26 protein-coding genes are annotated in these 25,051 nt (G+C 61.6%); 13 read left to right on the forward strand and 13 right to left on the reverse strand.

What is annotated here, in order from left to right; all coding sequences use genetic code 11:
- Positions 1–55: 55 nt before the first annotated feature.
- The 4 genes from MRUB_RS00505 to MRUB_RS00520 all read left to right on the forward strand — a co-directional run bounded on the left by MRUB_RS00505 (position 56) and on the right by MRUB_RS00520 (position 2,697).
- A complete protein-coding gene (locus MRUB_RS00505; protein ID WP_013012399.1) occupies positions 56–277 on the forward strand; it encodes a hypothetical protein in 222 nt (73 codons plus the stop codon).
- A 132-nt stretch (positions 278–409) separates the two neighbouring features.
- A complete protein-coding gene (locus tag MRUB_RS00510; RefSeq protein ID WP_013012400.1) occupies positions 410–613 on the forward strand; it encodes a hypothetical protein in 204 nt (67 codons plus the stop codon).
- Positions 614–860: 247 nt separating this feature from the next.
- Positions 861–2,051 (forward strand): anion transporter, encoded by a 1,191-nt coding sequence (locus MRUB_RS00515; protein WP_013012401.1) that lies wholly within the window; start codon positions 861–863, stop codon positions 2,049–2,051.
- Positions 2,032–2,697, forward strand: coding sequence for a tRNA (adenine(22)-N(1))-methyltransferase (locus MRUB_RS00520; protein ID WP_013012402.1), 666 nt, complete (start codon positions 2,032–2,034; stop codon positions 2,695–2,697). Before MRUB_RS00515 ends, MRUB_RS00520 begins: the two co-directional genes overlap by 20 nt.
- On the opposite strand, the gene MRUB_RS00525 is transcribed toward MRUB_RS00520, so the two are convergent.
- From MRUB_RS00525 to MRUB_RS00550, 6 genes are all read right to left on the reverse strand, one after another.
- Positions 2,694–3,176, reverse strand: a complete 483-nt coding sequence (locus tag MRUB_RS00525) for a DUF6691 family protein (protein ID WP_013012403.1) — start codon at positions 3,174–3,176, stop codon at positions 2,694–2,696. The genes MRUB_RS00520 and MRUB_RS00525 overlap by 4 nt on opposite strands.
- A 3-nt stretch (positions 3,177–3,179) precedes the next feature.
- On the reverse strand, positions 3,180–3,743 hold the full coding sequence (locus tag MRUB_RS00530; RefSeq protein ID WP_013012404.1) for a YeeE/YedE family protein: 564 nt from the start codon (positions 3,741–3,743) through the stop codon (positions 3,180–3,182).
- Between the two features lie 95 nt (positions 3,744–3,838).
- Positions 3,839–5,119, reverse strand: a complete 1,281-nt coding sequence (locus MRUB_RS00535) for a PEGA domain-containing protein (protein ID WP_013012405.1) — start codon at positions 5,117–5,119, stop codon at positions 3,839–3,841.
- 11 nt (positions 5,120–5,130) lie between these two features.
- Positions 5,131–5,496 carry a hypothetical protein gene (locus tag MRUB_RS00540; protein ID WP_013012406.1) on the reverse strand — a complete coding sequence of 122 codons (366 nt, stop codon included), beginning with the start codon at positions 5,494–5,496 and terminating at the stop codon, positions 5,131–5,133.
- A gap of 15 nt (positions 5,497–5,511) precedes the next feature.
- Positions 5,512–6,009: a hypothetical protein gene (locus MRUB_RS00545; protein WP_013012407.1), complete on the reverse strand. Its 498-nt coding sequence runs from the start codon at positions 6,007–6,009 to the stop codon at positions 5,512–5,514.
- Between the two features lie 128 nt (positions 6,010–6,137).
- Positions 6,138–7,442, reverse strand: a complete 1,305-nt coding sequence (locus MRUB_RS00550; RefSeq protein ID WP_013012408.1) for an E3 binding domain-containing protein — start codon at positions 7,440–7,442, stop codon at positions 6,138–6,140.
- A gap of 124 nt (positions 7,443–7,566) precedes the next feature.
- Here MRUB_RS00550 and MRUB_RS00555 point away from each other — a divergent pair, with 124 nt between their 5' ends.
- A complete protein-coding gene (locus MRUB_RS00555) occupies positions 7,567–8,640 on the forward strand; it encodes an aminopeptidase (RefSeq protein ID WP_013012409.1) in 1,074 nt (357 codons plus the stop codon).
- 71 nt (positions 8,641–8,711) lie between these two features.
- Here MRUB_RS00555 and MRUB_RS00560 read toward each other — a convergent pair whose 3' ends face one another.
- From MRUB_RS00560 to MRUB_RS00570, 3 genes are all read right to left on the reverse strand, one after another.
- The gene (locus tag MRUB_RS00560; protein WP_013012410.1) at positions 8,712–10,388 is read right to left on the reverse strand and encodes a 30S ribosomal protein S1; all 1,677 of its coding nucleotides are present in this window, start codon (positions 10,386–10,388) and stop codon (positions 8,712–8,714) included.
- Between the two features lie 265 nt (positions 10,389–10,653).
- On the reverse strand, positions 10,654–11,361 hold the full coding sequence (gene moaD, locus MRUB_RS00565; RefSeq protein ID WP_013012411.1) for a molybdopterin converting factor subunit 1: 708 nt from the start codon (positions 11,359–11,361) through the stop codon (positions 10,654–10,656).
- A gap of 63 nt (positions 11,362–11,424) precedes the next feature.
- The gene (locus MRUB_RS00570; RefSeq protein ID WP_013012412.1) at positions 11,425–12,330 is read right to left on the reverse strand and encodes a DeoR family transcriptional regulator; all 906 of its coding nucleotides are present in this window, start codon (positions 12,328–12,330) and stop codon (positions 11,425–11,427) included.
- Between the two features lie 256 nt (positions 12,331–12,586).
- Between MRUB_RS00570 and MRUB_RS00575 the strand changes: the two genes are divergently transcribed.
- Entirely contained in the window at positions 12,587–13,948 is a 1,362-nt protein-coding gene (locus MRUB_RS00575) for an ammonium transporter (protein WP_013012414.1), read from the forward strand.
- A gap of 11 nt (positions 13,949–13,959) precedes the next feature.
- Positions 13,960–14,310, forward strand: a complete 351-nt coding sequence (locus MRUB_RS00580) for a P-II family nitrogen regulator (protein ID WP_013012415.1) — start codon at positions 13,960–13,962, stop codon at positions 14,308–14,310.
- 82 nt (positions 14,311–14,392) lie between these two features.
- Here the strand turns inward: MRUB_RS00580 and rlmB are convergent, their stop codons facing one another.
- Positions 14,393–15,109, reverse strand: a complete 717-nt coding sequence (rlmB, locus tag MRUB_RS00585) for a 23S rRNA (guanosine(2251)-2'-O)-methyltransferase RlmB (protein ID WP_013012416.1) — start codon at positions 15,107–15,109, stop codon at positions 14,393–14,395.
- 122 nt (positions 15,110–15,231) lie between these two features.
- Positions 15,232–16,344 carry a type IV pilus twitching motility protein PilT gene (locus tag MRUB_RS00590; protein WP_013012417.1) on the reverse strand — a complete coding sequence of 371 codons (1,113 nt, stop codon included), beginning with the start codon at positions 16,342–16,344 and terminating at the stop codon, positions 15,232–15,234.
- Positions 16,345–16,590: 246 nt separating this feature from the next.
- On the opposite strand from MRUB_RS00590, the gene MRUB_RS00595 reads away from it, so the two are divergent.
- Both MRUB_RS00595 and MRUB_RS00600 read left to right on the forward strand, forming a co-directional pair.
- On the forward strand, positions 16,591–17,025 hold the full coding sequence (locus tag MRUB_RS00595; RefSeq protein WP_013012418.1) for a universal stress protein: 435 nt from the start codon (positions 16,591–16,593) through the stop codon (positions 17,023–17,025).
- Positions 17,026–17,077: 52 nt separating this feature from the next.
- Positions 17,078–17,863, forward strand: a complete 786-nt coding sequence (locus MRUB_RS00600; RefSeq protein ID WP_013012419.1) for an ABC transporter permease — start codon at positions 17,078–17,080, stop codon at positions 17,861–17,863.
- A gap of 141 nt (positions 17,864–18,004) precedes the next feature.
- On the opposite strand, the gene MRUB_RS00605 is transcribed toward MRUB_RS00600, so the two are convergent.
- The gene (locus MRUB_RS00605; RefSeq protein ID WP_157413554.1) at positions 18,005–18,958 is read right to left on the reverse strand and encodes a tetratricopeptide repeat protein; all 954 of its coding nucleotides are present in this window, start codon (positions 18,956–18,958) and stop codon (positions 18,005–18,007) included.
- A 12-nt stretch (positions 18,959–18,970) separates the two neighbouring features.
- Entirely contained in the window at positions 18,971–20,218 is a 1,248-nt protein-coding gene (locus MRUB_RS00610) for an ATP-binding protein (RefSeq protein WP_041654025.1), read from the reverse strand.
- Between the two features lie 109 nt (positions 20,219–20,327).
- Between MRUB_RS00610 and MRUB_RS00615 the strand changes: the two genes are divergently transcribed.
- The 4 genes from MRUB_RS00615 to MRUB_RS00635 all read left to right on the forward strand — a co-directional run bounded on the left by MRUB_RS00615 (position 20,328) and on the right by MRUB_RS00635 (position 25,039).
- Positions 20,328–21,227, forward strand: coding sequence for a nuclear transport factor 2 family protein (locus tag MRUB_RS00615; RefSeq protein WP_013012420.1), 900 nt, complete (start codon positions 20,328–20,330; stop codon positions 21,225–21,227).
- A gap of 15 nt (positions 21,228–21,242) precedes the next feature.
- A complete protein-coding gene (locus MRUB_RS00620) occupies positions 21,243–21,497 on the forward strand; it encodes a hypothetical protein (RefSeq protein WP_013012421.1) in 255 nt (84 codons plus the stop codon).
- 9 nt (positions 21,498–21,506) lie between these two features.
- Positions 21,507–22,172, forward strand: a complete 666-nt coding sequence (locus tag MRUB_RS00625; protein ID WP_013012422.1) for a DUF4352 domain-containing protein — start codon at positions 21,507–21,509, stop codon at positions 22,170–22,172.
- A 977-nt stretch (positions 22,173–23,149) separates the two neighbouring features.
- The gene (locus MRUB_RS00635) at positions 23,150–25,039 is read left to right on the forward strand and encodes a hypothetical protein (protein WP_015586248.1); all 1,890 of its coding nucleotides are present in this window, start codon (positions 23,150–23,152) and stop codon (positions 25,037–25,039) included.
- Positions 25,040–25,051 lie beyond the last annotated feature (12 nt).

A 25,051-nucleotide genomic window follows, 5' to 3' on the forward strand; every position in this document is an offset into this window, starting at 1 on the left:
CCCCTGGTATTTTTGCACAGGCCCGGGCGGGCCGGGGTGCTAACCTGGGCGTAATATGTTCGGTTTTATTTGGTTCCTATTCACGGTATTTGCAGCTTTTGTGGCTGCTCAACTGGTACGAAAGCCCCGTTTCTGGCGCACCGATTCGCCCGCTTTGGGTGAGGTGATCTCGGTCTGGCTGATTTTGACGCTGGTGATGGCCGGTAGCCTGGTGGGCCTGCGGAAGCTGCTGGCGCAGCTCTGGCCTCAAAGCCCGGTCTGGCTGAGCGCCCGGTAGCGCGCCGCCCCCAAGCCCTGCGCTGACAAACCAATAAGGTCTTAGACTGAGAAGTCTAAGAAACGCTCGAGGCCATTTTTTTGTCGAATTTCGACATGGTCTTCGGTTTTTCTTGGTTATTTTTGGTTGAGTATGAGCAGAGTTGAAGAATACCTTCCCTGGGCCGAGATTTTCATCCAGACCCGGCGGGTGGTGGCGGTGCGGGTGGACGCTGAGCGCGGTGAGTACGAAGCCCTGAGTGAGACCGGCTCGAGCTACTTCATTGAGCGGCTAGAGCAGGCCCAGGCCCTGCTACAGGTGTTGCAGGCGGCTGAGCAGTGTATCGAAAAGGTTTGATACCGTTTCCGCTTGAATCCTTCACCGTCATGCGCAGTCAGAGGTGAAGGATTCAAGCCGACCGAAGGGAGTAGAAAAGCCTTTCGGTAGTATCGTTTAGGCTTGTCAAAGTGACCGATACTACCGAAATGCGCATGACACGGCTTTGGGTGTGGGGGGCCTCTGACCAGGGGCTCCCTGTACCCTTGCAGCCTGCCCCCAGCGCCCAGGCCTATGAGAAAATCGGATGGGGGTTTGAGTGAACGCGGTGGAGTTGCTCGCCTATCTGGTGCTGGGTCTGACCTACCTGGGCCTGGGCCTGGGCTACTGGCCCGGCTACCGCATGAACCGGGCGGCCATCGCCCTTACCGGGGCGGCTTTTCTGATTGTGCTGGGCGTGCTCAACTTCGAGGAGGCCTGGCGGGCCCTCGAGCCCCATACCCTGGGGTTTTTGTTTGGGGTGATGGTGCTCAATGCCCACCTGGCCTATGCGGGTTTTTTCCAGCTTACGCTGAATGGGCTGGTGCACCTGGCCCGCTCGCCGCTGGGCCTTTTGGTCTGGCTCACCTTTGGTACCGGCCTGCTGTCGGCGCTGTTCCTCAACGACACCATCGCCATTCTCTTCACCCCGCTGGTGCTGGCCCTCACCCGCACCCTGGGGCTGCCGCCCGTACCCTACCTGCTGGCCCTGGCCGGGGCCACCAACCTGGGCAGCGTGGCCACCCTCACTGGCAACCCCCAGAACATCGTGGTGGGAAGCCTGTCCAGGATTACCTACCTGGACTTTGCCGCAGCCCTGACCCCGGTGGCCCTGGTGGGGCTGGCGGTGCAGGTGGGGCTTTTGTACGCGCTGTATCCGGCGGTGCGCTCGAGGGCCCCCCTGCCACCCTTGCCGCCCTTGCGCTTCCGCTTCAACCGGGCGCTTTTGTTCAAAGGGGCCTGGATTACCCTGGCCCTGCTGGCCGCCTTTGTGCTGGGCTACCCGCTGGCCCAGGCCGCCCTGATCGCCGCGGGGCTGTTGCTGTGGAGCCGCCGCATCCGCTCCGAGCGCTTTTTTATGCGGGTGGACTGGGAGCTTTTGGTGATGTTCTCCGGGTTGTTCATGGTCACGGCTGCGGTCAAGAAGCTGGGCATCCTTACCCTGCTGGAACCCCTGGCTGCCACCGCCCCTGGCCTGGCGGGGGTGACGGTGCTGCTCTCCAACCTGATCTCCAACGTGCCGGCGGTGCTGCTGCTGTACCCCTTGATTCCGGCGGGGGATACCCAGGGCTGGCTGCTGCTGGCGGCGGCCTCCACCCTGGCGGGCAACCTGACCCTGTTGGGTTCGGTGGCCAACCTGATTGTGGCCGAGGCGGCCCGGCGCGAGGGCTACCGCTTGAGTTTTGGGGAGCACCTGCGCTTTGGCCTGCCGCTCACGCTGATAACGTTGCTGGTGGCCTATGCCTGGATTTACCGCTAAACTCGAGCCCCGCCTGGAGGCTGTCGCCCAGGAAATAAGCGCCCCCACCCACGCCGACATCGGGGCCGACCACGCCCTGCTGCCGCGCCACCTGCTCCTGAGCGGGCGGGTGCAGCGGGTGATAGTGGTGGAGAAGCACAGGGGGCCCTGGGAGAACTCGAGGCGGGCCCTGGAGGGCCTCTGCGCGGAGGTGCGGCTGGGCGATGGACTGGGGCCTCTGGCACCGGGTGAGGCCGACTCACTGAGCCTGTGCGGGATGGGGGCCCGGCTGATGGTCAAAATCCTCTCGGCCCACCCCGAGCGGCTGCCGCCCCGCCTGGTGCTCCAGCCCAACGACAGCGCCCTGCCCCTGCGCCGCTGGGCGCTGGAGGCCGGCTACGCCCTGGTCAACGAACAGATGGTGCAGGGCTTCTGGCGCTACAGCATCCTCACCCTGGTGCGGGGGCCCTGCACGGCCTACCGGGGGCTGCCGCTCGAGGCCGCCCTGCGCTATGGGCCGCTGCTGCTCAAGGCCCGGCATCCCCTGCTATGGGCCGAACTCCAGGAGAAGCAGCAGCATCTAGCCAGCCTGCCCCCGGTAAAGCAGGTGCAGCAGGAACGGGTTTACCTCGAGCAAGCCCTGGCGCTTTGGGAGCAGCGCCTTTAGTGCGGCAGGTGGCGCTGCACCAGGCCATACACATAGGTGCCCAGCAACGCCCCCAGCAGAATTACCAGCGCCCCGGCATAGCCGCTGCCCAACAGCGCGTAGATGGGGCCGGGGCAGGCCCCCACCAGCCCCCAGCCCAGCCCAAACACCACCCCGCCCAGCAGGTAGCGGTAGCGCCCCGGATCGGCGGGCCGCACGCGCAGGGGCTCGCCGTCCGGCGCTTTCACCCCCAGTTTCCGCAGAAGCCAGAGCGAAAGGGCCGCGGTAACCACCGCGCTGCCGATCACCCCGTACATGTGAAACGACTCGAAGCGGAACATCTCGTAGATGCGGTACCACGAGGCGATCTCGCTCCGGATCGCCACAAAACCAAAGAAAGCCCCAGCCAGCAGGTAGGGCAGATACGCCAGCAAGCCCGCCACGCCAGGGGTGCGGGCTTTGTTGTGCAGCTCGAACTCGTCACGAATCGGGAGCGCCATATTTCACCTCAGGAGGCCCAGGGCCCAGGGCAGGATGAAGTGGGCCGCGACCAGGCCACCGGCAAAAAAGCCCAGGGTGGCCAGCAGCGAGGGCAGTTGCAGCGCGGCCAGCCCCGTAATGGAGTGGCCCGAGGTGCACCCCGCCGCCCAGCGGGCCCCAAAGCCAATCAAAAAGCCGCCCAGGAGCAAAAACAAGAATCCCACCGGACTCAGTACCGCCTGCCAGGAGAACAATTCTTTGGGCAGAAAGCCCGAATCCGCCGAGACCCCCATCTGCTGAAGCGCCCCCGCGGTCTGGGGATTAAGCTGCACCGGGTTGGGGTTGGTCAGGAGCACCCCTGCCACAAACCCCCCCAGCACGATGCCCAGCACGAAGGCCAGGTTCCAGCTTTCGGCCCGCCAGTCGTACCGGAAGAAGGGCAGCCGGCTGCCCAGCGCCGCGCACACGTGCCGCAGCGAGGAGGAGATGCCAAAGCGCCGGTTGCCGATGATGAGCAGCAGGGGCACGGTCAGGCCAATTAGGGGGCCGGCCACGTACCAGGGCCAGGGTTGTGTGAGCCAGTCCATAGCTCTTTATCATGAGATAAAAGATGATAAAGATTGTAAACTAACCCGCAAAGAAGAAGGCCTCGAGCCCTTTGGCAGCTCGAGGCGTCGAAAAACTAAATACGGCAGTTGGAGAGCACCACCTGCCCCCGCACGATCAGGCGGCCCACCTGCCCAATCTCCCAGGTGTAGATGTTGTTGGAATAGACCAGCTCCGCACCGCCGCGCACCAGGGGCAGGGTCTGGAAGGCCCCGTCGTAGAACAGACGCACCTGGTTGCTGCTGATGTAGTTGACCACCAGTGTACCGCCCTGGCAGGTGTAGGTGAAGGAGCCCGAGGGCGGGCGCACCGGCTGTACCGGCTGGACGGGTTGCACGGGTTGCACCGGCTGGACGGGCGGAGGGGGCGGCGCAATGCTGACCAGGTTGACGGTTAGGCGCGTGGTGCGGCCCGCCTGAATGGTAACCAGCGTGCGGAAGGGGCTGAACCCGCCGCGGCGCAGCTCCACCGTGTAGCTACCGGGGTTGAGGGTGAGGTTGAGGGGGGTGTTGCCCACCACCCGGCCGTCCACCAGCACCTGGGCCCCCCTGGGGTTGCTGTCCACGGCCAGCACGCCGGTGGGCGGTGGGGTGGCCACAAGCGTCAGGTTGAGCCGGGTGACCTGTCCGGCCTGGATGGTAAAGGCCGTGCGCAGGGGGTTGTAGCCGCCGCGACGGAGCTCGAGGTTGTACGTACCCGGCAGCAGCTCGAGGTTGAGGGGGGTATTGCCCACCAAGCGCCCGTTGATGAGCGCCTGGGCCCCGCTGGGGTTGCTGCTCAGCGATAGGGTGCCGGTGCGGGGTGGGGGCGGGGGCAGTTGCCCGGCGATGTAATAGGCCTCGTCGGTCACCCAGTCGTTAGCGGGAATGGGTGTGACCACAATCGAGAGTGCGCGGGCCAGGTTGCCCTCGCCCTGAATGCGGGCCCGCCCGGTCTGGATGTCCACAATCTCCGAGACATCCAGCGGGCGGCGGCTGGCTACGGCCAGCACCCTGTCCTGCCCCGCCGGGCCTTCGACTGTAAAGGTGTAGGGGGCCCCAATGCCGGGGAAGGTGCGCACCTCGCCGGCCTGCAAGAAGTTCTCCTGCTCGAAGGCGTTGGGCAGAATCCCGCTGATCTCGCCGGTGGCTCGCACGCTGAAAAGGTACACAAAAGCGGGCTGGGTCACCTGCACCGAGATCTGGATGTTCTCGCCAAACTGATAAACCGGGTTGCCGGTTTTGTTGGGGTCTTTGTCTACCCAGACCCGCACCTGCAGGTCGGAGGGCGGGGTGGGGTTCACAATGATGCTCTTGGGTGTAAGGGCCTGGCCCAGCGCCAGCCCCAATAAAGCTAGAATTCCAAGCAGGTATCGCATATTTGACCCCCTTATAGGGCGCAGTTGCTCAGCACCACCTGGCCCCGCACCGTAAGGGTGCCACGACTGCCCGTCCACTCCCAGGTGTAGGCCCCGCCGCTAAACAGCAGGGTCGGGCTGCGCCGCACCAGGCTCAGGCTCTGAAAAGCGCCGTCGTAGAAAAGCCGCAGGTTGTTGCTGTCGAGATAGTTCACCACCAGCGTGCCCCCACTGCAACGGTAGGTAAAGCTGCCGGGGCCGGGCGTCACAATGCTGGGCTGTACCGGGGTGACCGGCGTAACAGGCTGTACCGGTCGCCGGGGCTCGTCCTCTTCCACCAGAAGGATGCACGAGGAGAGGGCAAAAGCCAGCAAAAGAAGCAAAAGCGGGCGAAGCATGGTCAAACTTCCTTTCTAAGGGCAGTTGGAGTAGACATCATAGGTGTAGGAGCCGGAGTACGGCCTGCCGCTGGTGGTCGTGACCGTGACCGTGACCGTGGTTTTACCGGTGATGGAGGGGGGAGGTGTGATGGGGGTAACGGTGATGGATTGCTGGCTGACGCCTGCGGGCAGGCTCTGTGGTACTTGACCTTGGCCAAAATTCACGATGCCAACAAAAACCAGGTCGTTGCCATCACGGGTCAGGTCGGTAATGGGGCGGTTGAGGGTGAGGGTATTGCCTGATGCATAGCCTTGATAAACCTCTTGGATGCTGGAGATTACCGAAGAGTCTGGTGCACGGAACTTATAGCGCATATAGGTGGTTTTGTTGGTACAGAAAACGTACCGAAGATCGGTATTGCGCTGCCAGTTGCTGTCGAAGCGGAAGTTAGATACCGGTAAATCGACCACTAAAATGCAGCTCGAGAGCACCAGCGGCAGCAAAAGCAGAAGCCAGGGTATTTTTCTCATACCTCGAGCCTAGCACAAGCCCCCCCCCGTGCCTAGTTGCGGACGGGTTATCTTAAAGCGAGCTTAATCGAGCTATCTGCCGGGTGTTTTTATTGCAAGTTTTGCCAAGCACTGACTGGCCTGGGGGTTTAGGCCAGCAGGATGGGGCGCTCGAGGTAGTAGGCCACGCGCGCCAAAAGCTGGCCGGCCAGCTCAGAGCTCATATCACCGCTGAGTGTGAGCAAAGCATGGCCGCCGCTGGCCCGGCCCAGGGTGAGGGTGGAGAGGCCAGGAAAGATGACCTGGTCGAAGGCGCTGTTTGCCAGGGAGAGCACCACCAGCCCTTCGGCGGGATCGGAGGCCATGCGCAGCGAGTCCAGGGTGCCCCGCAGCGACTGGGCGGGGGCCACCCGCAGGCTTTTGAGCTCGTTGCCCTCGAGGTGACCCTTGGTGGGGCGCAGGGGGGTCTGGGTGTCGGATAGGGCTTTGTCGGCGGCCCGGTACAGCAGGGCATCCAGCCCCACCTCCATACGCCAGGCCTCGCTTAGGGTTTGGGCGGCCTCTTGCGCGGGGCCAATCGCCACCAGGCGCTGCCAGGCCTGAACCCGCAGCATCTGGGTGCTGGGTGCGGGGCCCACGCCTAGACCGGTGTTAGCGAAAGGGGTGGGTATGGAAGCCGCGGGGGGTGTCAGGGGCGCTGCGGCTGCCTCGACCGGGGCCTGGTGCTCAGGTGCAGGTGGAACCGCTGGCTCAGCCGAAGGAGCTTCGGGGGTGTTGGTGAAGCTCATTCCGGGCGCCAAGGGTTCGGGCGCAGGGGCAGGAACCTCGGGGGCGGTCAGGACTTCCTGGGTTTCCCAGATCAGCTTGTTGGCGCTGCTGGGGGGCTCGAGGTCGGGCTCACTGGGCAGGGGGGGTAGGCTGGCTAGCTCGGGGTTGACCTCGGGGAGCGGGCTCAGGGGCTCGGGCTCCTCCCACTGGAGGGTGGAAAGAGGCCCGGTGCTTGTAAGCGGCTCAGGCTCTTCGAAATTGGGTACGATCTCGGGCTCGGGGGCCAGGGTGGGGGCTTCCTCGAAGGCCGCGCTGGCCGGGGGTACCGGGGGGGGAGGGGCGGGCTCGAGGTCGAGGTCGAACTCGATGTCTTCCAGGGTGGGCAGGGCCGATTCCGGTGGTGGGGGGGCGCTGGGGCTCGAGGGCACCAGGTCGTCGAGCTGAACCCCTTCCTTCTGCAGAACCGCCTGGGCCTGGGCCATATCCGGAATGGCGCCAGTCGGAGGGGCCACCTCCTCGGGGGTGGGTGGCAGGTTGACCTCGCCGGCCATAACCTTGGCCAAAAAGGCCAGAATATCCCGCTCTACCACCGTGCCATCGGGGCCGGTGCCCTTAATTTGACGCCAGTCTATGCTGTTTTCTTCCGCCAGACGACGGGCCAGCGGTGTGATTTTGACTTCGCTCATGCTTTTTACATCATAGCGCAGAAGTGGTGATTTTCACGTGCATATGCGCCCGAGGATTCCGAATGGGCAATTTGCTCGATGCGCTGGGCCAAATTGAAACACGCTCCGGTATAACTTTGAGAATATGGAAAGCCGCTTTGCCTGGTTACTGGCGCGCTACTGCCTGGACTTACAGCCGGGCCAGACCGTGCTGATTGAAGCCGAACCGGCCGCCCTCCCCCTGCTCGAGGCCCTGCATGAGGTGGTTTTACAGTGTGGTGCCTATCCCATTGTGCAGCTATTTCCCGCGGCGGTCTCGAGGCCCTTCTTTATGCTGGGCGAGGCCTGGCTGGATCGGCCCCCAAAACCCCAGATGCAGCTTATGGAGCAGGTGGATGCCAGCCTGCGCATTGAGAGCGCCCAGAATCCGCTCGAGCTTAGCGAGGTGCCCCCAGCCCGCATAGCCCAGTTTGAGGCGGGCTGGCGGCCCTACAAGCGGATGCGGGCCCGCAAGCGCTGGTGCCTGACCCTGTACCCCACCGCCGGCTACGCCCAGCAGGCCGGGATGTCCACAACAGGCTTCCGGGCCTTTGTGGAGCGAGCCCTGTACCTCGACCGACCCGATCCCATCGCGGCCTGGCACGAACTCTCGGCATTCCAGGCAGCCCTTATCGAGCGGTTGCATAAGGTGAAGGAAATTCGCATCCAGGCCGACGAAACCGACCTGCGCTTATCGGTGGAAGGGCGCACCTGGATTAACTCCGATGGCAAGCGCAATATGCCCAGCGGGGAGGTGTTTACCAGCCCGCTCGAGGCCTCGGTTGAGGGCCCGGTGCGCTTCAACCTGCCGGTGGTGGTGGCAGGCCAGCGGGTGGAAGGGGTGCGCCTGGTCTTTCGGGCGGGGCGGGTGGTGGAGGCCAGCGCCCAGACCGGCGAGGAATACCTGCTGAAGATGCTCGAGGCCGACCCAGGGGCCCGCTGCTTGGGCGAGGTGGGCATCGGCACCAACTTCGGTATCACTCACCCCACCGGCCTTATCCTCTACGACGAAAAAATTGGTGGTACAGTGCACCTGGCCTTGGGCCAGAGCTACCCCGAAACCGGCGGAACCAACACCTCCTCGATCCACTGGGATCTGATTCTGGATCTGCGCCGCGGGGGGCGTCTTCTGGCCGACGGAGAGGTTTTGCAGGAAGATGGACGGTTTGTGGGGCTTTAGGCCCTGCTGACCGAACCGGCCCCTCAAAAAAATAGCCGCCCACCTGGGCGGCTACCGGCCGGCAGAGAAGGTTAGGCCTTTTCTTTGTCTTTGTCCTCTTCCAAGGCAATCTGGCTTAGGAGATCGCCGAACACATCGCCAAGCTTAACGTTGGTGTTGGAGGTAGCAACCACGCTGGGGTCGTAGTTGGTATAGGAGGCAGCCCCGCCACCCATGCCGTAGTCGTAGTCGTGGTCGCGGCCGCGCCCTTCGCGGGCCCCACCTTTGCCCTTCGAACGCTTGGGGCGCTCGCCTTCCTTGCCCTCGCGGCGGCCCTTGCGACCCTCGCCTTCCTCCCCGCCAGGGATGCTAACTGCATGGGCCGGGGGAGGTAGCAGGCGTTTGCGCGAGAGGCTGATGCGCTGCTCCACCGGGTCAATCTGGAGGATGGCCGCCTCCACCTCGTCGCCCTTCTTGAAGATCTCGGAAGGCTTCTCGACGCGCTCGTAGGCCAGCTCGGAGACGTGAATCAGGCCCTCGATGCCCGGCTCGATCTCCACAAACACCCCGAAGTCGGTGAGGCCAGTGACCTTGCCCTTGACCGGCGTACCCGGGGGGTAGCGGTCGGGCAGGCTCTTCCAGGGGTCGGGCTGGGTCTGCTTTAGGCCCAGCGAGAGCCGGCGCTCCTCCGGGTCGATGCGCAGAACCTGGGCCTCTACTTCCTGGCCCTCCTTCAGGATCTCGCCAGGGTGCTTGGGGCGCTTGGTCCAGGACAGCTCGGAGATGTGAATGAGACCCTCGAGGCCGGGTTCCACCTCCACGAAGGCCCCGAACTGGGTTAGACCGACCACCTTGCCGGTGAGCCTGGAGCCCACAGGGTATTTTTCGGAGACGGTCAGCCAGGGATCCTGGGTGAGGGCCTTCATCGAGAGGTTGACCCGTTCACGCTCGGTATCCACCGAAAGCACCTTGGCTTTGACGGTCTGGCCCTTCTGCACCACATCCCTGGGATGATTGAAGCGGCCCCAGGTAATTTCGCTGCGGTGCACCAGGCCATCCACGCCGCCCAAAGCCACAAACACGCCAAAATCGGTGACCTCAACCACCTGGCCTTCGACCACCTCGCCTTCTTTCAGGCTGGCCAGCACCTGGCTCCGGGCCGCTTTTTGCTCGGCTTCCAGCACCGTACGGCGCGACAGGATGATCCGGCCTTTTTTGCGGTTAAGCTCGATGATTTTGACCAAAAAGCTCTGGCCTACGTACTCGTCGAGATCGGGGGTGCGCTTCAGATCTACCTGGCTGGCCGGCAGGAAAGCGCGAAGGCCTTCAATGGTCGCTACCAGACCCCCTTTGACCTTTTCCTTAACCTGCACCATTACCGGCTCGCCCTGCTCGTAGAGGGCCTGGATCTTGACCCAGCTCTGATCGGCCTCGGCCCGCTTTTTGGAGAGCACCACCTGGCCGTTCTCGAGGTCGGCCCGAACCACGTAAGCAGTCACGGTGTCGCCTGGCTTGAGGAGATTCTTGAGCTCCTCTTCCGACAGGTTCTCCTCGGTGAGCTGGTTGAACGGAATAACGGCTTCGGTGCGCGCCCCGATGTCTACCATCACACCGTCGTTGGTGACGAGCACCACGGTGCCGGTGACAATCTGGCCGCGCTGGACGGTCTTCTCGAGCCTTGCCTCTGCATCTTGCAGGGCCTGCTCCATGCTAAAAGCTTGGGGTTCTTTTCCAGTTTCCACTGGAGTCTGGGTAGCTTGGTCTTCCATTCGCCTGTTTCCTCTCTGCCTTTGCCGTTTGTCGCGCTAAAACCCCGCCCAGATTGCTCTGGGACTGGGCTGTTGATGGTCTGCGCGACGGGTTGTCTCCCCAGGGACTCTAGACCCTATGCTGAGACATACCTGTCATTTATAGCATAGGCGCTCGCGTTTGTCCAACACGACAGGGCAATTGGGGTGGCTGTAGATACCCAGTCCAGGGCGGGTTTTCTCATGCTTTGCTTTGAAGCTGCCAGATCGAGGGCCGTAAAGAGTCTTAAAGGCGGTGTTCCTCCGGTGCATGCCCCTCTACCCAGTGGGAGCCGTCGGGCAGGAATTCCTTTTTCCAAACCGGAAGGATTTGTTTGACCCGCTCAATGGCATAGCGGCAGGCTTCGAAAGCCTCGGGGCGGTGGGGGGCCGAAACCACTATTAAGATGGAGCCCTCGCCGGGCAGCACCCGGCCCAGGCGGTGCCACAAGGCCACCCGGCCCAGCACCCAGCGCGCGCGCATCTCGGCGATAATCTGCTGCATTACCTTCTCGGCCATGCCGGGGTAGGCCTCGTACTCCAGATAGCTCACCAACAGGCCTTTGTTGGGGCTACGGGTGGTGCCCAAAAAGCTAACCACCGCGCCGTAGGGGTGGTCTGAAGCCCAGTCTACCCAGGGTTGCAGGGCCAGGGCTTCGTAGGTCAGGCCAAAGCTTTCGTTTCCAGTGGCCAGGGCTGGGTCAGCGGCGGGTGTAGTGGATCCGCCCGATACCGGCGGTAAGAAAGCCAGCTCATCACCGTCCTTGAGTGGCTGGTGGGGCTGGGCGAGCTGTTCGTTGATGGCGGCCAGCCCGCCGCTGAGCCGCAGGGGATACTGGGCTTCCAGCAGGGCTTTGACATCGGCCACGGTGGAACCTTCTGGCAGCTCGAGCTGCAACCGGGCCTGTCCGGCCTGCTCGCGGAAAAGGGCAAACAACAACACCTGTACGCGCATATTTATAAGAATAGTCCAGGGTTATGGCTGGGATGCATTAAGAACACCTCCAATACTGGCTGGTCACTTTCCCATATACACCTGGCTCATGGTAAAAGCCACCGATAAGGCCCTTTCGTAGCGCATGCGAACCGGGCCCAGAAGGGTTAGCTCGCCGATCTGGTCGTTGACTTTAATGCCGGCTTGCACCAGCGAAAGCCCTTCATTTTCGCCGACCCGAACATTCACGCCGCCGGGCGGGGTAAAGGTGGAGTCGCTGGGGGCCTCGAACACCGCAATGGCCTGGCGCAAAAACAGAGGGTTTTGAGCCTCGGGTTCGCTGAGCAAGAGACCCATTCCCTCGCGGTACTCCTCCTGGCTGCCCTGGGCGAAGGCCCTTCCGATGGACTCGTACAGTTCCATCATGGCGGGTGTGCTGGCCTTAACTGGCTCGCTGGCTTTGTACAGGCGTTGCTCAGCCTCATTGAGCTGGGCTTCGGTGGGTGTGAAGGATAGCTCGATGCGGGCTTCGCGAACCCGCCCACCTTCCAGTACCGCCACCGCCAGAACTTTGCCAGATGTCAGGTTGGAAAGGTGCACCTGCAACAGTTTGGGTGCACGCTGGGGCCGTAGCCGCAGGGTGGCGGGGTAACCGGCTAGCTTGGAGGCTACCTGCACCAGCAGCGCCTCTCGTCTTGGGCCGGCATCCTCCAGTACCTGGGCTAGCTTTTCTAGCATGGCCTGAGGTAAGGGGTTGGGGGGTAGTTTGGAGAGCGCGTAGTGATGGAATCCGGCGCGGGTGGGTACACGACCCGCCGAAGTGTGGGGTTTGCCGATTAAGCCTTGCTGCTCGAGCTCAATCAGATCGTACCGCACGGTGGCCGGCGAAAGCGACAACTGCTGGGCCAGTACCCCCGAAGGCACGGGGGCTTGGGTCTGGATGTAGATGTCTACCAGAAGATGCAGTATGCGCCGCTGCCGCTCGGTCATGTTCGAATTCTAGTTTAGAGCCAGATGGGTTGTAGGGGGTATGGTGGGTTGCATTGTAGGACAGCTTGCGGTTGCCCGGCGCGTGGGTTTGTTTGTGACAAAGTTTGTTGGACATCTGGTATTTATTGACCCCAATCAGGCAATTTATTTCATGCGAATGTGCAAAGTGTAAATAAAAAGATTAACAATTGTCAAAAAAAGCATTGACAACTTGCACAATCTGCCGGTAGCCTTATGCTCAGGAGGTGAGAGGTTGATGAAAAACCTTCGACTACCGTTTGGCTTGGCGGCATTGCTGGGTGGCCTGGCTTTTGCCCAAGACCCTGAGTTCAGCGCTGCCGACACCGCCTGGATGCTGGTGGCTACCGGCCTGGTTCTGCTAATGACGCCGGCGCTGGCTTTCTTTTATGGGGGGATGGTTCGCTCAAAAAACGCCCTTAACACCATGATGATGAGCTTCTCGGCGCTGGGCTTTGTGGCTGTGGCCTGGGCCTTGTTGGGCTACACCCTGGCCCTCTCCGGGGATGGCAACTTTATCGGTGACCTGCGCTACTTGTTCTTGAACAACGTGGGTATGGAGAACAAGGGGGCGATTGTTTCCATCACCATTCCCCACATGCTTTGGATGATCTTTCAGGGAACCTTTGCCATTATCACCGCGGCCCTGATCTCCGGTGCGGTGGTAGAACGGATGCGCTTCCCGGCCTTTTTGCTGTTCATCACCCTCTGGAGCCTTCTGGTTTACGCGCCCATTGCCAAATGGGTCTGGGGGGGTGGCTTCCTGGCTGACCTGGGGGCCTGGGACTTCGCCGGCGGTACGGTGGTACACATCAACTCCGGGATTGCCGCGGTGGTAGCAGCCCTGGTGCTGGGGGCCCGCAAAGATTTTGGACGGCAGGCCGTTCTACCGCACAACGTGCCTTTTGTCTTGCTGGGGGCGGCGTTGTTGTGGTTTGGCTGGTTTGGCTTTAATGCGGGCAGCGCCTGGGCGGCCAGCGCCACGGCCGGGCTGGCCCTGACCAACACCATCCTGGCCCCCGCTGCCACCATTGTGGCCTGGTCGCTCATCGATCTGATGCGGACGGGGCGGGTGACCGCTGTGGGGCTGGCTACCGCGATTGTGGTGGGCCTGGTGGTGATTACCCCTGCGGCTGCTTTTGTCTCTCCCTTCTACGCACTGGTGATGGGAGCGATAGGGGCCTTCCCCAGCTATTTTGTGCTCTTATGGCGGGCCAGGAGTGGGATGGATGACTCGCTGGATGTGTTTGCAGCCCATGGGGTTGGCGGAATTACGGGTGCGATCCTGACCGGGGTGTTTGCCCAGAAGTCGGTTAACGGTTTGTTTGATGGTCTGATTGCAGGTAATCCGGCCCAGGTGCTGATCCAGGCCTTTGCCGTGCTTATAGCGGTGGTATACAGCGGGGCCATTACCTTTGTGCTGCTCAAGCTGGTGGGTGCCATTACCCCCCTCAAGGCGACTATCAAGGAAGAAGGGGTGGGTATGGATGTAAGCCAGCACGGCGAAGAGGCCTACACCAGCGGTGAAGGGGCCATCCTGGTCAAGAGCGAGACCGCTATGCCGATGGCCCGGCCTAAGCCGGCGGGTGGCACCGACTAAAGGAGGGTGTGATGAAGCTGATCGTTGCCATCATCCGGAGCGAAAAACTCAACGATGTGCTGGAGGCCCTCTTTAAGGCCGAGGTGCGGGGTTTATCAATCAGCCGCATACAGGGGCACGGCGGCGAGACCGAGCGGGTCGAGACCTACCGGGGTACTACCGTAAAGATGGAGCTTTCCGAGAAGGTGCGGCTGGAAATTGGCGTTTCGGATCATTTTGTTGAACCAACGGTGCGGGCTATTCTGGCCGGGGCTCGCACGGGCGAGGTGGGGGACGGCAAAATTTTTGTGCTCCCGGTAGAGAAGGTTTACCGCATTCGCACTGGCGAGCAGGATACCGCTGCGGTGACGCCGGTTTCGTAGCTCGAGCAGCGCCGGGGCCGTCAGGACTGATCCAGTCGTGGCGGCCTGGGCTTTGCCTTTCGGTGTTACTACGGTGGAGGCTTCATTTTGGTCTACGGTTGATTCCTGCTTGGTACAACACCACCCCCAGCGCAACCGCCGCGTTCAGGCTCTCAGCCCCCTCAGAGAGGGGGATTCTGGCTAGTTCGTCGCAGTGTTCGGCCACCAGCCGGCGCATACCCTCGCCCTCGGAGCCGATTACAAGGGCCAAGGGGCGCTGGTAGTCGAGTTCGGCAATGGTTTTGCTAGCTTTGCCGCTGGTGCCATAGACCCAGATCCCTTGCTGTTTGAGCTGCTCGAGGTAGCGCGGAATGTTTTTGACCTGCACCAAAGGTATCTTACTGGCTGTGCCCGCTGAAGCCTTCATTACCAGGGCAGACAGCGGCGCACTCCGGCGTTCTTCGGTCACCACCCCATGCGCCCCCAGGGCAAAAGCACTGCGGATGATGGCCCCGTAGTTGCGAGGGTCGGTGATGCCGTCCAGCACCACCAACAAGACCCGCTCGCCGCGCTCTTTGGCCAGCCGAAAAGGGGCCTCGAGGTCGGCGTAGGCAAGTTCTGTAATCTCGGCCACCAGCCCTTGGTGCTGGGTGGTGCGCACCATCTGATCGAGTTGGATGCGCGGTACTGTTTGGTACGAAGCCCCCAGTTTGTCCAGCTCTTTCAAAAGCCAGGCTTCCACACCCCTGGCTACCCAGACCTGCTCCACCCGGCCTTCGCGCAAGGCCTCCAAGACCGGATTGCGCCCATAGATCAACATGGGAACAGTCTAAACCGACCCTGGCTGATGGCGGCCAGAAAATTAGATAACCCACCACCCAGGGTGGGTTGACACCGCGGCTCACTCTATTTTGCCGAAAACGAGTACGGCGGGTTTTAGTTTTAGTTGCTCTGCTGCACCACCGACTCGTCAATAAGAGTCTGGCGGGCTGCGTTGATCTGCAGGGCTTTGACCTTGACATACTGGGCGCTGGTGGCGTGGGCCAGGGCGGTTTCCAGGTCGATTTGGTCGCGGGCGTAGAGCTCGGCCAGGTGGTCGTCGAAGGTCTGCATTCCATCCAGTGAGGAGTCTTTGAGGGCCTCGTAGATTTCGTTGGTGCGATCGGGGTCTCGAATGAGGTCGCGAATGCGTAGGTTGCCCTTGAGGATTTCCATGGCGCACACCCGCCCCCCTTGCTTACTGGGCAGAAGGCGCTGAGAGACAATCCCCACCAGCGACTCAGCAAAGAGGATGCGGGCCACCTCCCGTTCGTGGGGTGGAAACAGGTCGAGCACCCGGTTGACGGTGCGCACGGTATCGAGGGTGTGCAGGGTAGAGAAGACCAGGTGGCCGGTCTGGGCTGCTTCCAGGGCGGCAGCGGCGGTGGCGTGATCCCGAATCTCGCCGATCATGATGACATCAGGATCCTGGCGCATGGCTGCGACCAGCCCGTCTTTAAAGCTGGGGGCATCCTGTCCAATCTCCCGCTGCACAACAATAGACTTCTTGCTGCGGTGCAGGTACTCGATGGGATCCTCCAGGGTGACGATCATCTTGGAGTGGTGCTGGTTGATCTCATCGATGATGCGGGCCAGGGTGGTGGATTTTCCCGAGCCGGTGGGGCCGGTGACCAGCACCAAACCCTTTTCTTTGTCGCGGAAGTAGTTGATGGTGTCCTGGGGCAGTGAGACGATTTTGAGCTTGCTCTCGTCGGAGTTAACCACCCGCATCACGCAGCTTACCGAGCCGCGCTGCTTGAACAGGTTAACCCTGAAGCGGGCCACGCCCGGCACGCCATAGGCCAGGTCTACCTGGCTGCGTTCGGCGAAGAGGGCTTTCTGCCGTTCGTTGCACATCAAGTCTACCAGCGCCTCGGTGTACTGCGGGGTAAGCGGGCTTTGGGTAATGGGGATAAGCCGACCATGCAGGCGGGCCATGATGGGCAGGCCCACGTGCAAATGGATGTCTGAAACTCCTTTGGCAACCAGGCTGGCGAGTAGCTCAGGAAAGGTCATAAGCAATTGCGATTGTAGGGGGGTTTTGCAAAACGACCCGGCCCCCTGCACACCCGGCTGTTACGTTAATTTTGTTTATTTGCGCTTGACAGGGATGGAGCAAAGATATCCGATTACAATCGCTTTTTTCTGTGTAATGGGGGGGCGTTACGTGACTGGGTTGGGGCGTTACGAGCCTCGAGCGCAGGGGCTTTCGTCCTGGGTGCAGGGTATTAGACTAGGGACAGCCGAGACAGGGAGGGTGCCATGTACAAAAGAATCCTAATGCCCACCGATGGTAGTAACTGCAGCCAGCAGGCCATTCGCGAAGGCCTGGAAGTAGCGAAAAACATGGGGGCCCGGGTGACGTTTTTGTACGCCCTGGAGAACATCAGCTCGAGCTTCTGGATCAGCCCGGAGAGCGTGCCCTATGGCCTCGAGCTGCTCGAAGACCTCAAGCGGGTAGGGAACGAAGCCCTGAGCAAAGCCAGCGAACTGGCCCAGGCGGCTGGGGTGGAGGCCGAGACCAAGCTGGTGGAGGCCCGGCCGGTGGAGGCCATCTTAGATGAGGCCAAAAACCACGACCTGGTCGTGATGGGAACCCACGGACGCAGCGGGCTGGATCGCTTCATGCTGGGCTCGGTGACCGAGGCGGTGCTGCACCGTTCGGAAAGACCGGTGTTGGTGCTGCGCTGCAAGTGAGCGCTGGGCGAGGGTGGGCCGTGGTACCAGGTGGCTGGCCTAAACTAAAGGGGTGCTACGCAAGCTCCGCGCCCTTTTAACTACCTGGTACGCCTACTTCCTGGAATACCGCGCCGAGGTGCTTTTGTGGGCCCTTTCGGCCATGCTGCCCCTTATTCTGATGGGGGTCTGGACGCAGGCCGCCGAAGGGGGCGGCTTTGCGCTTTCGGCCCCGGAGTTTGCCCGCTACTTTTTGTGCGTTTTTCTGGTGCGCCAGCTCACCATCGTCTGGGTGATCTGGGAGTTCCAGGACGATGTGGTGCAGGGGCGCCTGTCATTCAAGCTCTTGAAGCCCATCGACCCCGGCTGGGATCACCTGATGCAGCACCTGGCCGAGCGCCTGACCCGGCTGCCCTTTGGCCTGCTGATTGTGGCAGTTTTTCTGCTGGTGTATCCGCAGGCCCGCTTTGTGCCCGATGTGGAGGGGGTGCTGCTGGGCGTGGCGGCCTCGGTGGCGGCTTTTTTGCTGCGCTTCCTGATGCAGTACACCTTCGCCATGCTGTGCTTCTGGACCGAGCGCGGGGCCGCGGTGGAGGAGCTGTGGTTCGTGGCCTACCTGTTTTTGTCGGGCCTGATTGCCCCCCTTTCGGTGTTTCCCGAGGCGGTGCGCAGTTTGGCTCTGCTCACCCCTTTCCCCTACCTGGTCTACTTCCCGGCGGCGCTGTTTGCCGGGCTGCCGGTACCCGGTGGGGTGGGGCAGGGCTTTTTGGTGCTGGGGGTCTGGTTTGCGGTCTTCTGGGTGATCAACCGCTGGCTATGGCGCAAAGGGCTCCAGCAGTTCTCCGGTATGGGGGCCTAATGGGGAAGCCACTGGCGCTGCCCCGGTAAGGTTCAACGCTCACACCGTCCGAAGCAGTTTACCGGCGAAGGCCACGGCCTGCTCATTTGACATGGTGTAACCGCGGTACCACATCTCTTGCCACTCGAGGTCGGTGAAGCGTTATTGCACGCTTTCACGCCGCTTTTCCTGCAAGGTGCGATACAGTGCCGACAAAGGTGCACCGGTTCGCTTGGTTAATCCGGCCACCACACCCAGCGATACCGCAGCGCACCGGGCATCTTCCAGGAGTACGCGCTCGCGGGTGGCGCACCAGCCGGCCAGGGTGGTGAAAAAGCAGAGCGCCCGCCGAACATGGCTGTGAATGTGGGGCAGCGCAAGCTGCAGGTGTGCTTGTGCCGTCGCGCCGTCGCCGCGCAGCAGGGCTATTTCGGCCAGGTTGGTGTGGGCCAGCGCCAAAAACCGGGGGACGCGCTTATCCAGGTGCTCGAGCCCTTGCTCGGATCGCTTTTGTGCCTCATCGAGCTTTCCTAGGGCCAAGGCCAGTTCGCCAAGCTGGGTGAGCGCAAGCCCCAGGGCGTGTTCATCATGCGTCTTTTTTGCGATCTGCAGGCATTCGCGCAGGGTTTGTTCTGCACGCGCATAGTCCCCTTGTTCGATGAAAATTCGCCCGCGCGTGTTGAGCGCCCAGGCCAGGCCCAACCGGTGGGCTTTAGCCAGCGCAATGCTCTGATCGGAGAACTCCAGCGCTGCTGCAAAGTCGTGACGGTTCCAGGCCAGATGGCAGGCGCCGTTCAAAAAACTCAGGCGCAATCCAGGCTCGGCGTTCTCCGAGACCCGCAGCACCGCACGCGCCCTTTCCAGGCCCTCGAGCAAATATCCCCGCGTCTCCCAAAAATCGGCCAGCGGTCTACCCAGGGTCAGGGCCAGCGCGGCATCGCCTTGGCGACAGGCCCATTCCAGGGCTGCAAGAAAATTGGCATGGTCGGGTTCGATAAATGAAGCCTCGAGCGGCGCAGGTGCGTTCAAACGCGCGGCAAAATAGCGTGCGTGGCGCTCTTCTGCCAGGGCGAGTTCAGCCGGTGCCATCTGTTCCTGGGCAAATTCGCGGATCATCTCCAGCATGTGCTAGCGCGTGCCGTCGTGCGCGAGCAAGTGCTGGTCAGTCAGCTCTGCCAGGGCGTTGCCAACCAGGTGTTCATCCAACCCGCAAACCGCGCTCGCCGCCGATAAATCGAAACCCCCTCGCAATACCCCGAGCGGGCGAAACACCTGCTGCGTGCCTGTGTCGAGCAAGCCGTAACTCCATGCCAGTGCGTTATACAGGGTCTGCTGGCGCGGCGGCAGATCGCGCGCTGCTGTGCGCAAAGCCGAGAGCCAGTGGGGTTCGCCGCTCAACGCTCGCACGAGCTGCTCGAGGGTCATACGGCGCAAAGAGGCGGCGGCCAGTTCCAGCGCAAGCGGTACACCCTCGAGCCGCACGCACACCTCGGCAATCAGCGGTGCGTTGGCCGCAGTAATTGCGAACCGGGGCTGGTGTTCCTTCACCCGGGCCAGAAAAAGCTGTGCGGACTCGGCCTGAACAAGCTGGCTGGGGGTTTGCTCACGCTCTGGCAACGACATGGGCGGCAAAACATACGCATGCTCGCCGTAAAGGTGTAGAGGCACGCGGCTCGTCACCAAAACTTTCAATCCCCTGCAGGCTCTCAGCAACTCGGCCACCTCAGCGGCAGCATCCAGCACCTGCTCGAAGTTGTCGAGCACCAGCAACACGCGCTTGTCTTGCAATGCCGAGGTCAGTTGCCTGAGCGGGATTTGTGGGCCCGACTCGGCGATCTCGAGTACCCGCATGATCGCAGGCAAGACAAGGGCTGGCTCGGTAACTGCGGCCAGCTCGACAAACCACACGCCATCCGGAAAATGCTCGAGCAGGTTTTCGGCAGCGTGAATGCCCAAACGCGTTTTGCCGATGCCCGGCAGGCCGGTCAGGGTGAGCAAACGGACATCCTCGCGCGTCAGCAGGGCCACAACTGCGGCGTTATCCTGCACCCGGTTGATGAAGGAGGTCAGCGGTGCGGGCAAATTGTTGGGCGCTGATCGAACGATCTGCGCGAAATCGCCCTGCATCAGCCGCTCAACCGCGCGCACATCGTGCACGGCCTGGAAAAAAGTACTGCGTTCCTGCGGTGAAATTTCTAGCGCATTGGCCAGCAAGCCAGCCAGCTCGGGGGACGGCTTGCGTTCATCGGCTTCAATCTTGCGTATGGTGGCGGTGGCACATCTGGCGCGCCGCGCCAGCTCGGTCTGCGTCAAATCCAACGCCTTGCGGCGGCGCTTCAGCCAGTAGCCAAAGGAACCCGTTTCCAGAAAACCCACCCTGTCACGGTAATTGTAGCACTTTGCGTTACCCAAAGCCGCAGCCCGTTGGCTAGGTTCTAGGTGTATCTCTCTGCAGAGGAGGATACGAAAAAGAAGGAGGGTAGAGATGAAAACCAGTTCTATTCAAAACAGTATTCTCGGCCTGCTCGTCATTGGAATGATCGGTTGTGTGCCCACCCAAACCACCGCACAGCAGCCCGCCGCGCCCGATCCCATCGCCGTGGCCCAACAGTACATCCAGGTGTTGAACGCTGGCAACCTGGATCGGGCCCTGGCTTTTTACGCCGACGACGCGATTGTGCACACCCCGGTTGGGCTTTTCATCGGCAAAGCGCAGATCGCCCGGTGGCTGGCCTCCGAGAACCAAGCCACCCGCGTGACCCCGCGCGACTGGAAGATGCAGGGTGCGCTGGTGGTCAGCACCGGCACGGTGTTGCTCGAGCGGTTCGTCAAAGCCGGGGTGGGGGCGGTGGAGTTTCGCAGCGAGTATCTGGTGGACAGGAGCGGCAAGATTCGCTTCTTTGGGCCGGTGCTGACCCTAACCCCCGAGCAACAACAGAAAATGCGCGAGGCCCAGGCCGGTGCACCGCCCGCCCCTGCCCCCAGCGTAAACCCAATCGAGGTGGTGAAGGCCTACCACGAGACGGCCAACACCGGCGACTTCGAAAAAACCTTCGCCTTTTTCGCCGACGACAGCGGGGCCTTCGTGATGAATGGAACCCTGCTGCTCTCCGGCAAGAAGCAGATTGCCGACTTGTGGTTGCGCGAGGATGTCAAGACCACGCGGGTCATGCCCAGGGAGTACCAGGCCAACGGCAACCTGGTGATTTCTATGGGAAAGGTCTCGCTCGAGCGCTTCCGCAGAATTGGGGTGGATCCCATCGCCTATCGCGCGCAGTTTGTGGTCGAGAACGATAAGATTCGCTTCTTCTATCCCACCCTGCAGTTCACACCCGAACAGCTCGAGAAGATACAGGCCGCGCAACGAACCCCCGCGAACCGCTGAGGTGGATCTGCCCAGTTGCAGTACTTCAAAAGCAGCGCTCAAGGGGCCAAGCACTGGCTCGAGATGATCCGTGACAAAGCCCCGAGCTGGACAGGCCTTCCGGTTGGGGACGAAGGGGGTCTGATGCGGCCCGACCAAAGCGCCTCCTACAACCTGGTTTTCCGCTACCGCGAGTATGCCTTCCTGCTCTCCAACCACCCCGACGACAGCCCGGCGTTCTATCGCAAATGGGCCCAGGCCATCATCCAGCGGATACAGCGGTTCAAATAGGAGGAACCCATGAAGTTTTGGCAAGTTGTGATGGCCGTTGGGCTGGCCCTGGCCCAGAGTACCCAGCGCTTGATTCTGAACGGGCAGGTGGCCTCCACGCGGGTTATCACCGTGCAGGGCACCGCCTACGTGCCGGTGGCCGACCTGGCCAAGGCCCTGGGTCAGAGCGTGGTGAAGGTACAGGGTGGCTACGAGATTCGCGCGGCGGGTGGAGCCAACCAGCTCATGGGCCAATTTCAGGGCAAGGTGGGGGATCAGATCTTAACCGGGCTCTTCCGGGTGCAGGTGCAAAAGGTGGAGCGGATGGAAAGCTATACCACCCGCTTCGACAAAAGCAGCCTCACCGTGCAACCCCGCAACCCCGACGAGGAGCTGGTGGTGGTGACGGGTAGCCTGCGCAACGCCAAACAGTCGGGCGCGGTGGCCCCCTCGCTGGGCATCAACAACCCCGGCAACACCGCCCTGGCCGGGGCCGACGGGCGCTCCTTTCCGCCCATCGCCTACGATAGCCCCTCTGGCAGCAATACCGGTGGCGGCTTCACCCTGCTGCCCGGCGCAGCCATGAGCTTTGCAGTGGTCTTCTCGGTGCCCAAAGGAACCGAGGTCAAGGCCCTGGTGCTGCGGGTGGGCGAGTACGGCGATACCGGTAGCAAGGATGTGCGGGTGGGCCTCTAAGTACCCCACAGAAGCTCCGCCCCTGGGCCCGTCGCGCTGCAAACAGTGGAGGGAAAATTAGGGGTGGGCACTTAGATAAGGACGACTCAAAGATAACACTCCCATGTGCTCGCAGAGGAGTGTTGTGGATGAGTAACGCGGATATAACGCTGTTTTGGCTAACCTGGAATCCGGGCCATGGTAAGACTGGATTCTACGGATGGCCGGATGGGGCTCACAACCCTAATACATCCCCGCCTCAAAAGCGTGGCGCTCGAGCGGGTCGGGCTGGCGCTAGCCTTTTGGGACGAGCCGGGGGTGGGCAAGCTCGAGCTACTGGATGCTCTCTACTCTAGCGAGGACGAGAGGAAAGCGACGGCTGCCCTTAAGGAGCTGAAAAGCTCGTTCACACGGTGCGCTCGAGCCTGGGGGCCTGGGTTGTGGAAGACCGTCCGGGGATTTTTTATCGCATCTGTCCATGCTGCGCCATCGCAGGAGTACTTGTGCCTCAACGGTGGTAAACGGCTAAGGCCTGCTCCTGCTTCGCCTCGCCTTATGCGCGGTTTTGTGGAACCTGTGGCCTCGAGCTGGCCGAGATTTTGGAAGAAAGTAAGAAATAGCGAAAACCAAGAGCTGTTTTGGTGGACGGAAACGAGATCTTACCAGGAGGTAATATGGGCTGGCAGAATTTCGCAAGTACCCTGTGGCTTCGGTGGATAATCGTCGTTTTAATCTTAGGCTTACCAGCCTGCAGCGGCACCCCACCAGATCCTCGCGCACGCGAAGCGATTATTCCAGCAACCACCAAAGTTTCTGATCCTTCCACGCGAGACGCGCTCACGCTGTATGACCCCGAGACCGGAATCCTGCGTTTTTCAACCTCCACACCACTGCTCGATAGCTTAAAGATAGACAACGTACTGGTCAGCGAACCTTCGTCCGCCGCTCCCTACGGTTACCTGCGAAAGATCAAGGCGATTCGGCGCGAAGGTGCTCAGGTGGTGCTCGAGACCGTTCAAGCCAATCTCACCGACGCAATTCACCAGGGCTGGCTCGAGGCTGCAGACGACCTCGAGGCTTCCGATCTGGCCTCCGCGATGGCTTTGGTGGAAGGGCTTTCGGTAGGGGTTGTTCAACCCACCGCTAACGTAGGCGATGGTTTCCGCTTTGAAGCTAGGTTTGACGAAACTGTACTCGATATCAACGAAGGGGACGTCAGGGTCAAAGTGCGCGTTAATGGCGTGTTCTACTTTAATGCGGGCTACAACATCGCTGTCGGCATCAAGCCCCGTTTTGGTATTCCACCCGCGTACGTTGACCACTTCGAGGCCTGGATAGGCTTCGAGCAGCGGGCGCAGCTCCAGGTCTCGGGGGAAGCGAATGCCCAAGTCAACAAGGAAAAGAAAGTGGCGGAATACCGCTTCAAACCCTTGTGCTTTGCGATTGGGCCAGTGCCGGTGTGCGTTGTCCCGACTGTCTACATTTTTGTGGGCGCAACCGGTGAGGTTAACCTAAGATTTAGCTACAATGCCGTGCAAACCGCTCAGGCAAAGATGGGCGCGAGATGGACAGATAGCAGGGGCTGGGAAGAAATTGAGCCCACACCGGCATTCAACACCTCGTTTGACCAAAACTTTGATATCAACGCCGGGCTCAAGACAAGGGCGTACACCAAAGCCGAAGGAGCCCTCATGCTCTACGGCATTGCAGGGCCGACCATTGGCGCACAAATGTCCATCGAACTCGACGTCGCTGTACCGCGCGACCCCTTCTGGATTTTGCGCGGGAGCCTCAGGGCCTACTACAGCTTCATCGTTGATATACCCGTTATCGGAAGGGTAGCAGAACATAGCGGCACCCTTTATGAAATTGGCAGGGAGTTTGGGCGCTCCCCGGCCCCCCCACCCACGATCACCATCAGAACCAGCCCTGCTACCGTACAGCTCCGGGTCGAGACCGACCTGGCTCAGTTCTTCAGGGTTGCCCACCCCCTCGGGAACGTCGACCTGACCGTAACCTCCAATCTGGACGGCACCCTCTACAGCGGGAGCTGGAGCACCAACCCCAATAGCCTGTTTGGCCCCGAACTCAAGCGCACCTTCAACACGGTGGGCAGCCGAACGCTGACGCTCATTGCCAGGTATGTCAACAGCCAGACCAGCAGCAGCCTGGTGCTCGACGTGGTGAACACCCCGCCCACCCTGAACCTGCAATACGGGGGAGACCCCCGCCAGGGCCAGATATATCCCATCACCGTGCTTATCACCGACCCCAACGAACCCGACACCACCCGGCTATGCGGCAGTACTCAGTGGTCGGTGGAGGCACCCGACACGCTATCGGCCACTACCGGTTGCTCGGTCTCGGTTACCTTTGGCACTACCGGTGCCCGCCAGATCCGGGTGACCGCCCGAGATAGCGAGGGAGCTACCACCACCAGAACCCTCACCCTGGATGTGCTGCCCCCACCTGTAAACCCTTATCCCAAAATCACCGGTTATGGGGTGTACTCGGATGAATACACCGGAGGGCCGATCCGCTGTGGCTCGGTGAGGGTGGCGGATGGCCGTACCATTGACTTGAACAATAGAGGTTGTGTTACCCCCCACCGCTACTATGGCGGTATAACCGTGGAAAACCCCAGCAACGAGGCCCTGACCTACGACTGGAAGCTCTACGTGAGCCCTCCAGGGTTTGATAACCTTCTCCTCTCCGAAACCGCCTCCACCAGCTACATCTTTGAGCTCTATAACGTCCACAACAGCGGGCTCACAACGAACGATTGCCGCGTGACTGTGAAGGTCAACGCCCCCGACCCCAGCCGCAGCAAGGGGCCCATCACGGTCTGGACTGGCAGGTGTACCTATTACTCATTTACGCTACGCTAGAAAAGATACCCT

The sequence above is a fragment of the Meiothermus ruber DSM 1279 genome (genome assembly GCF_000024425.1).
Classification (GTDB): Bacteria; Deinococcota; Deinococci; order Deinococcales; family Thermaceae; genus Meiothermus; species Meiothermus ruber.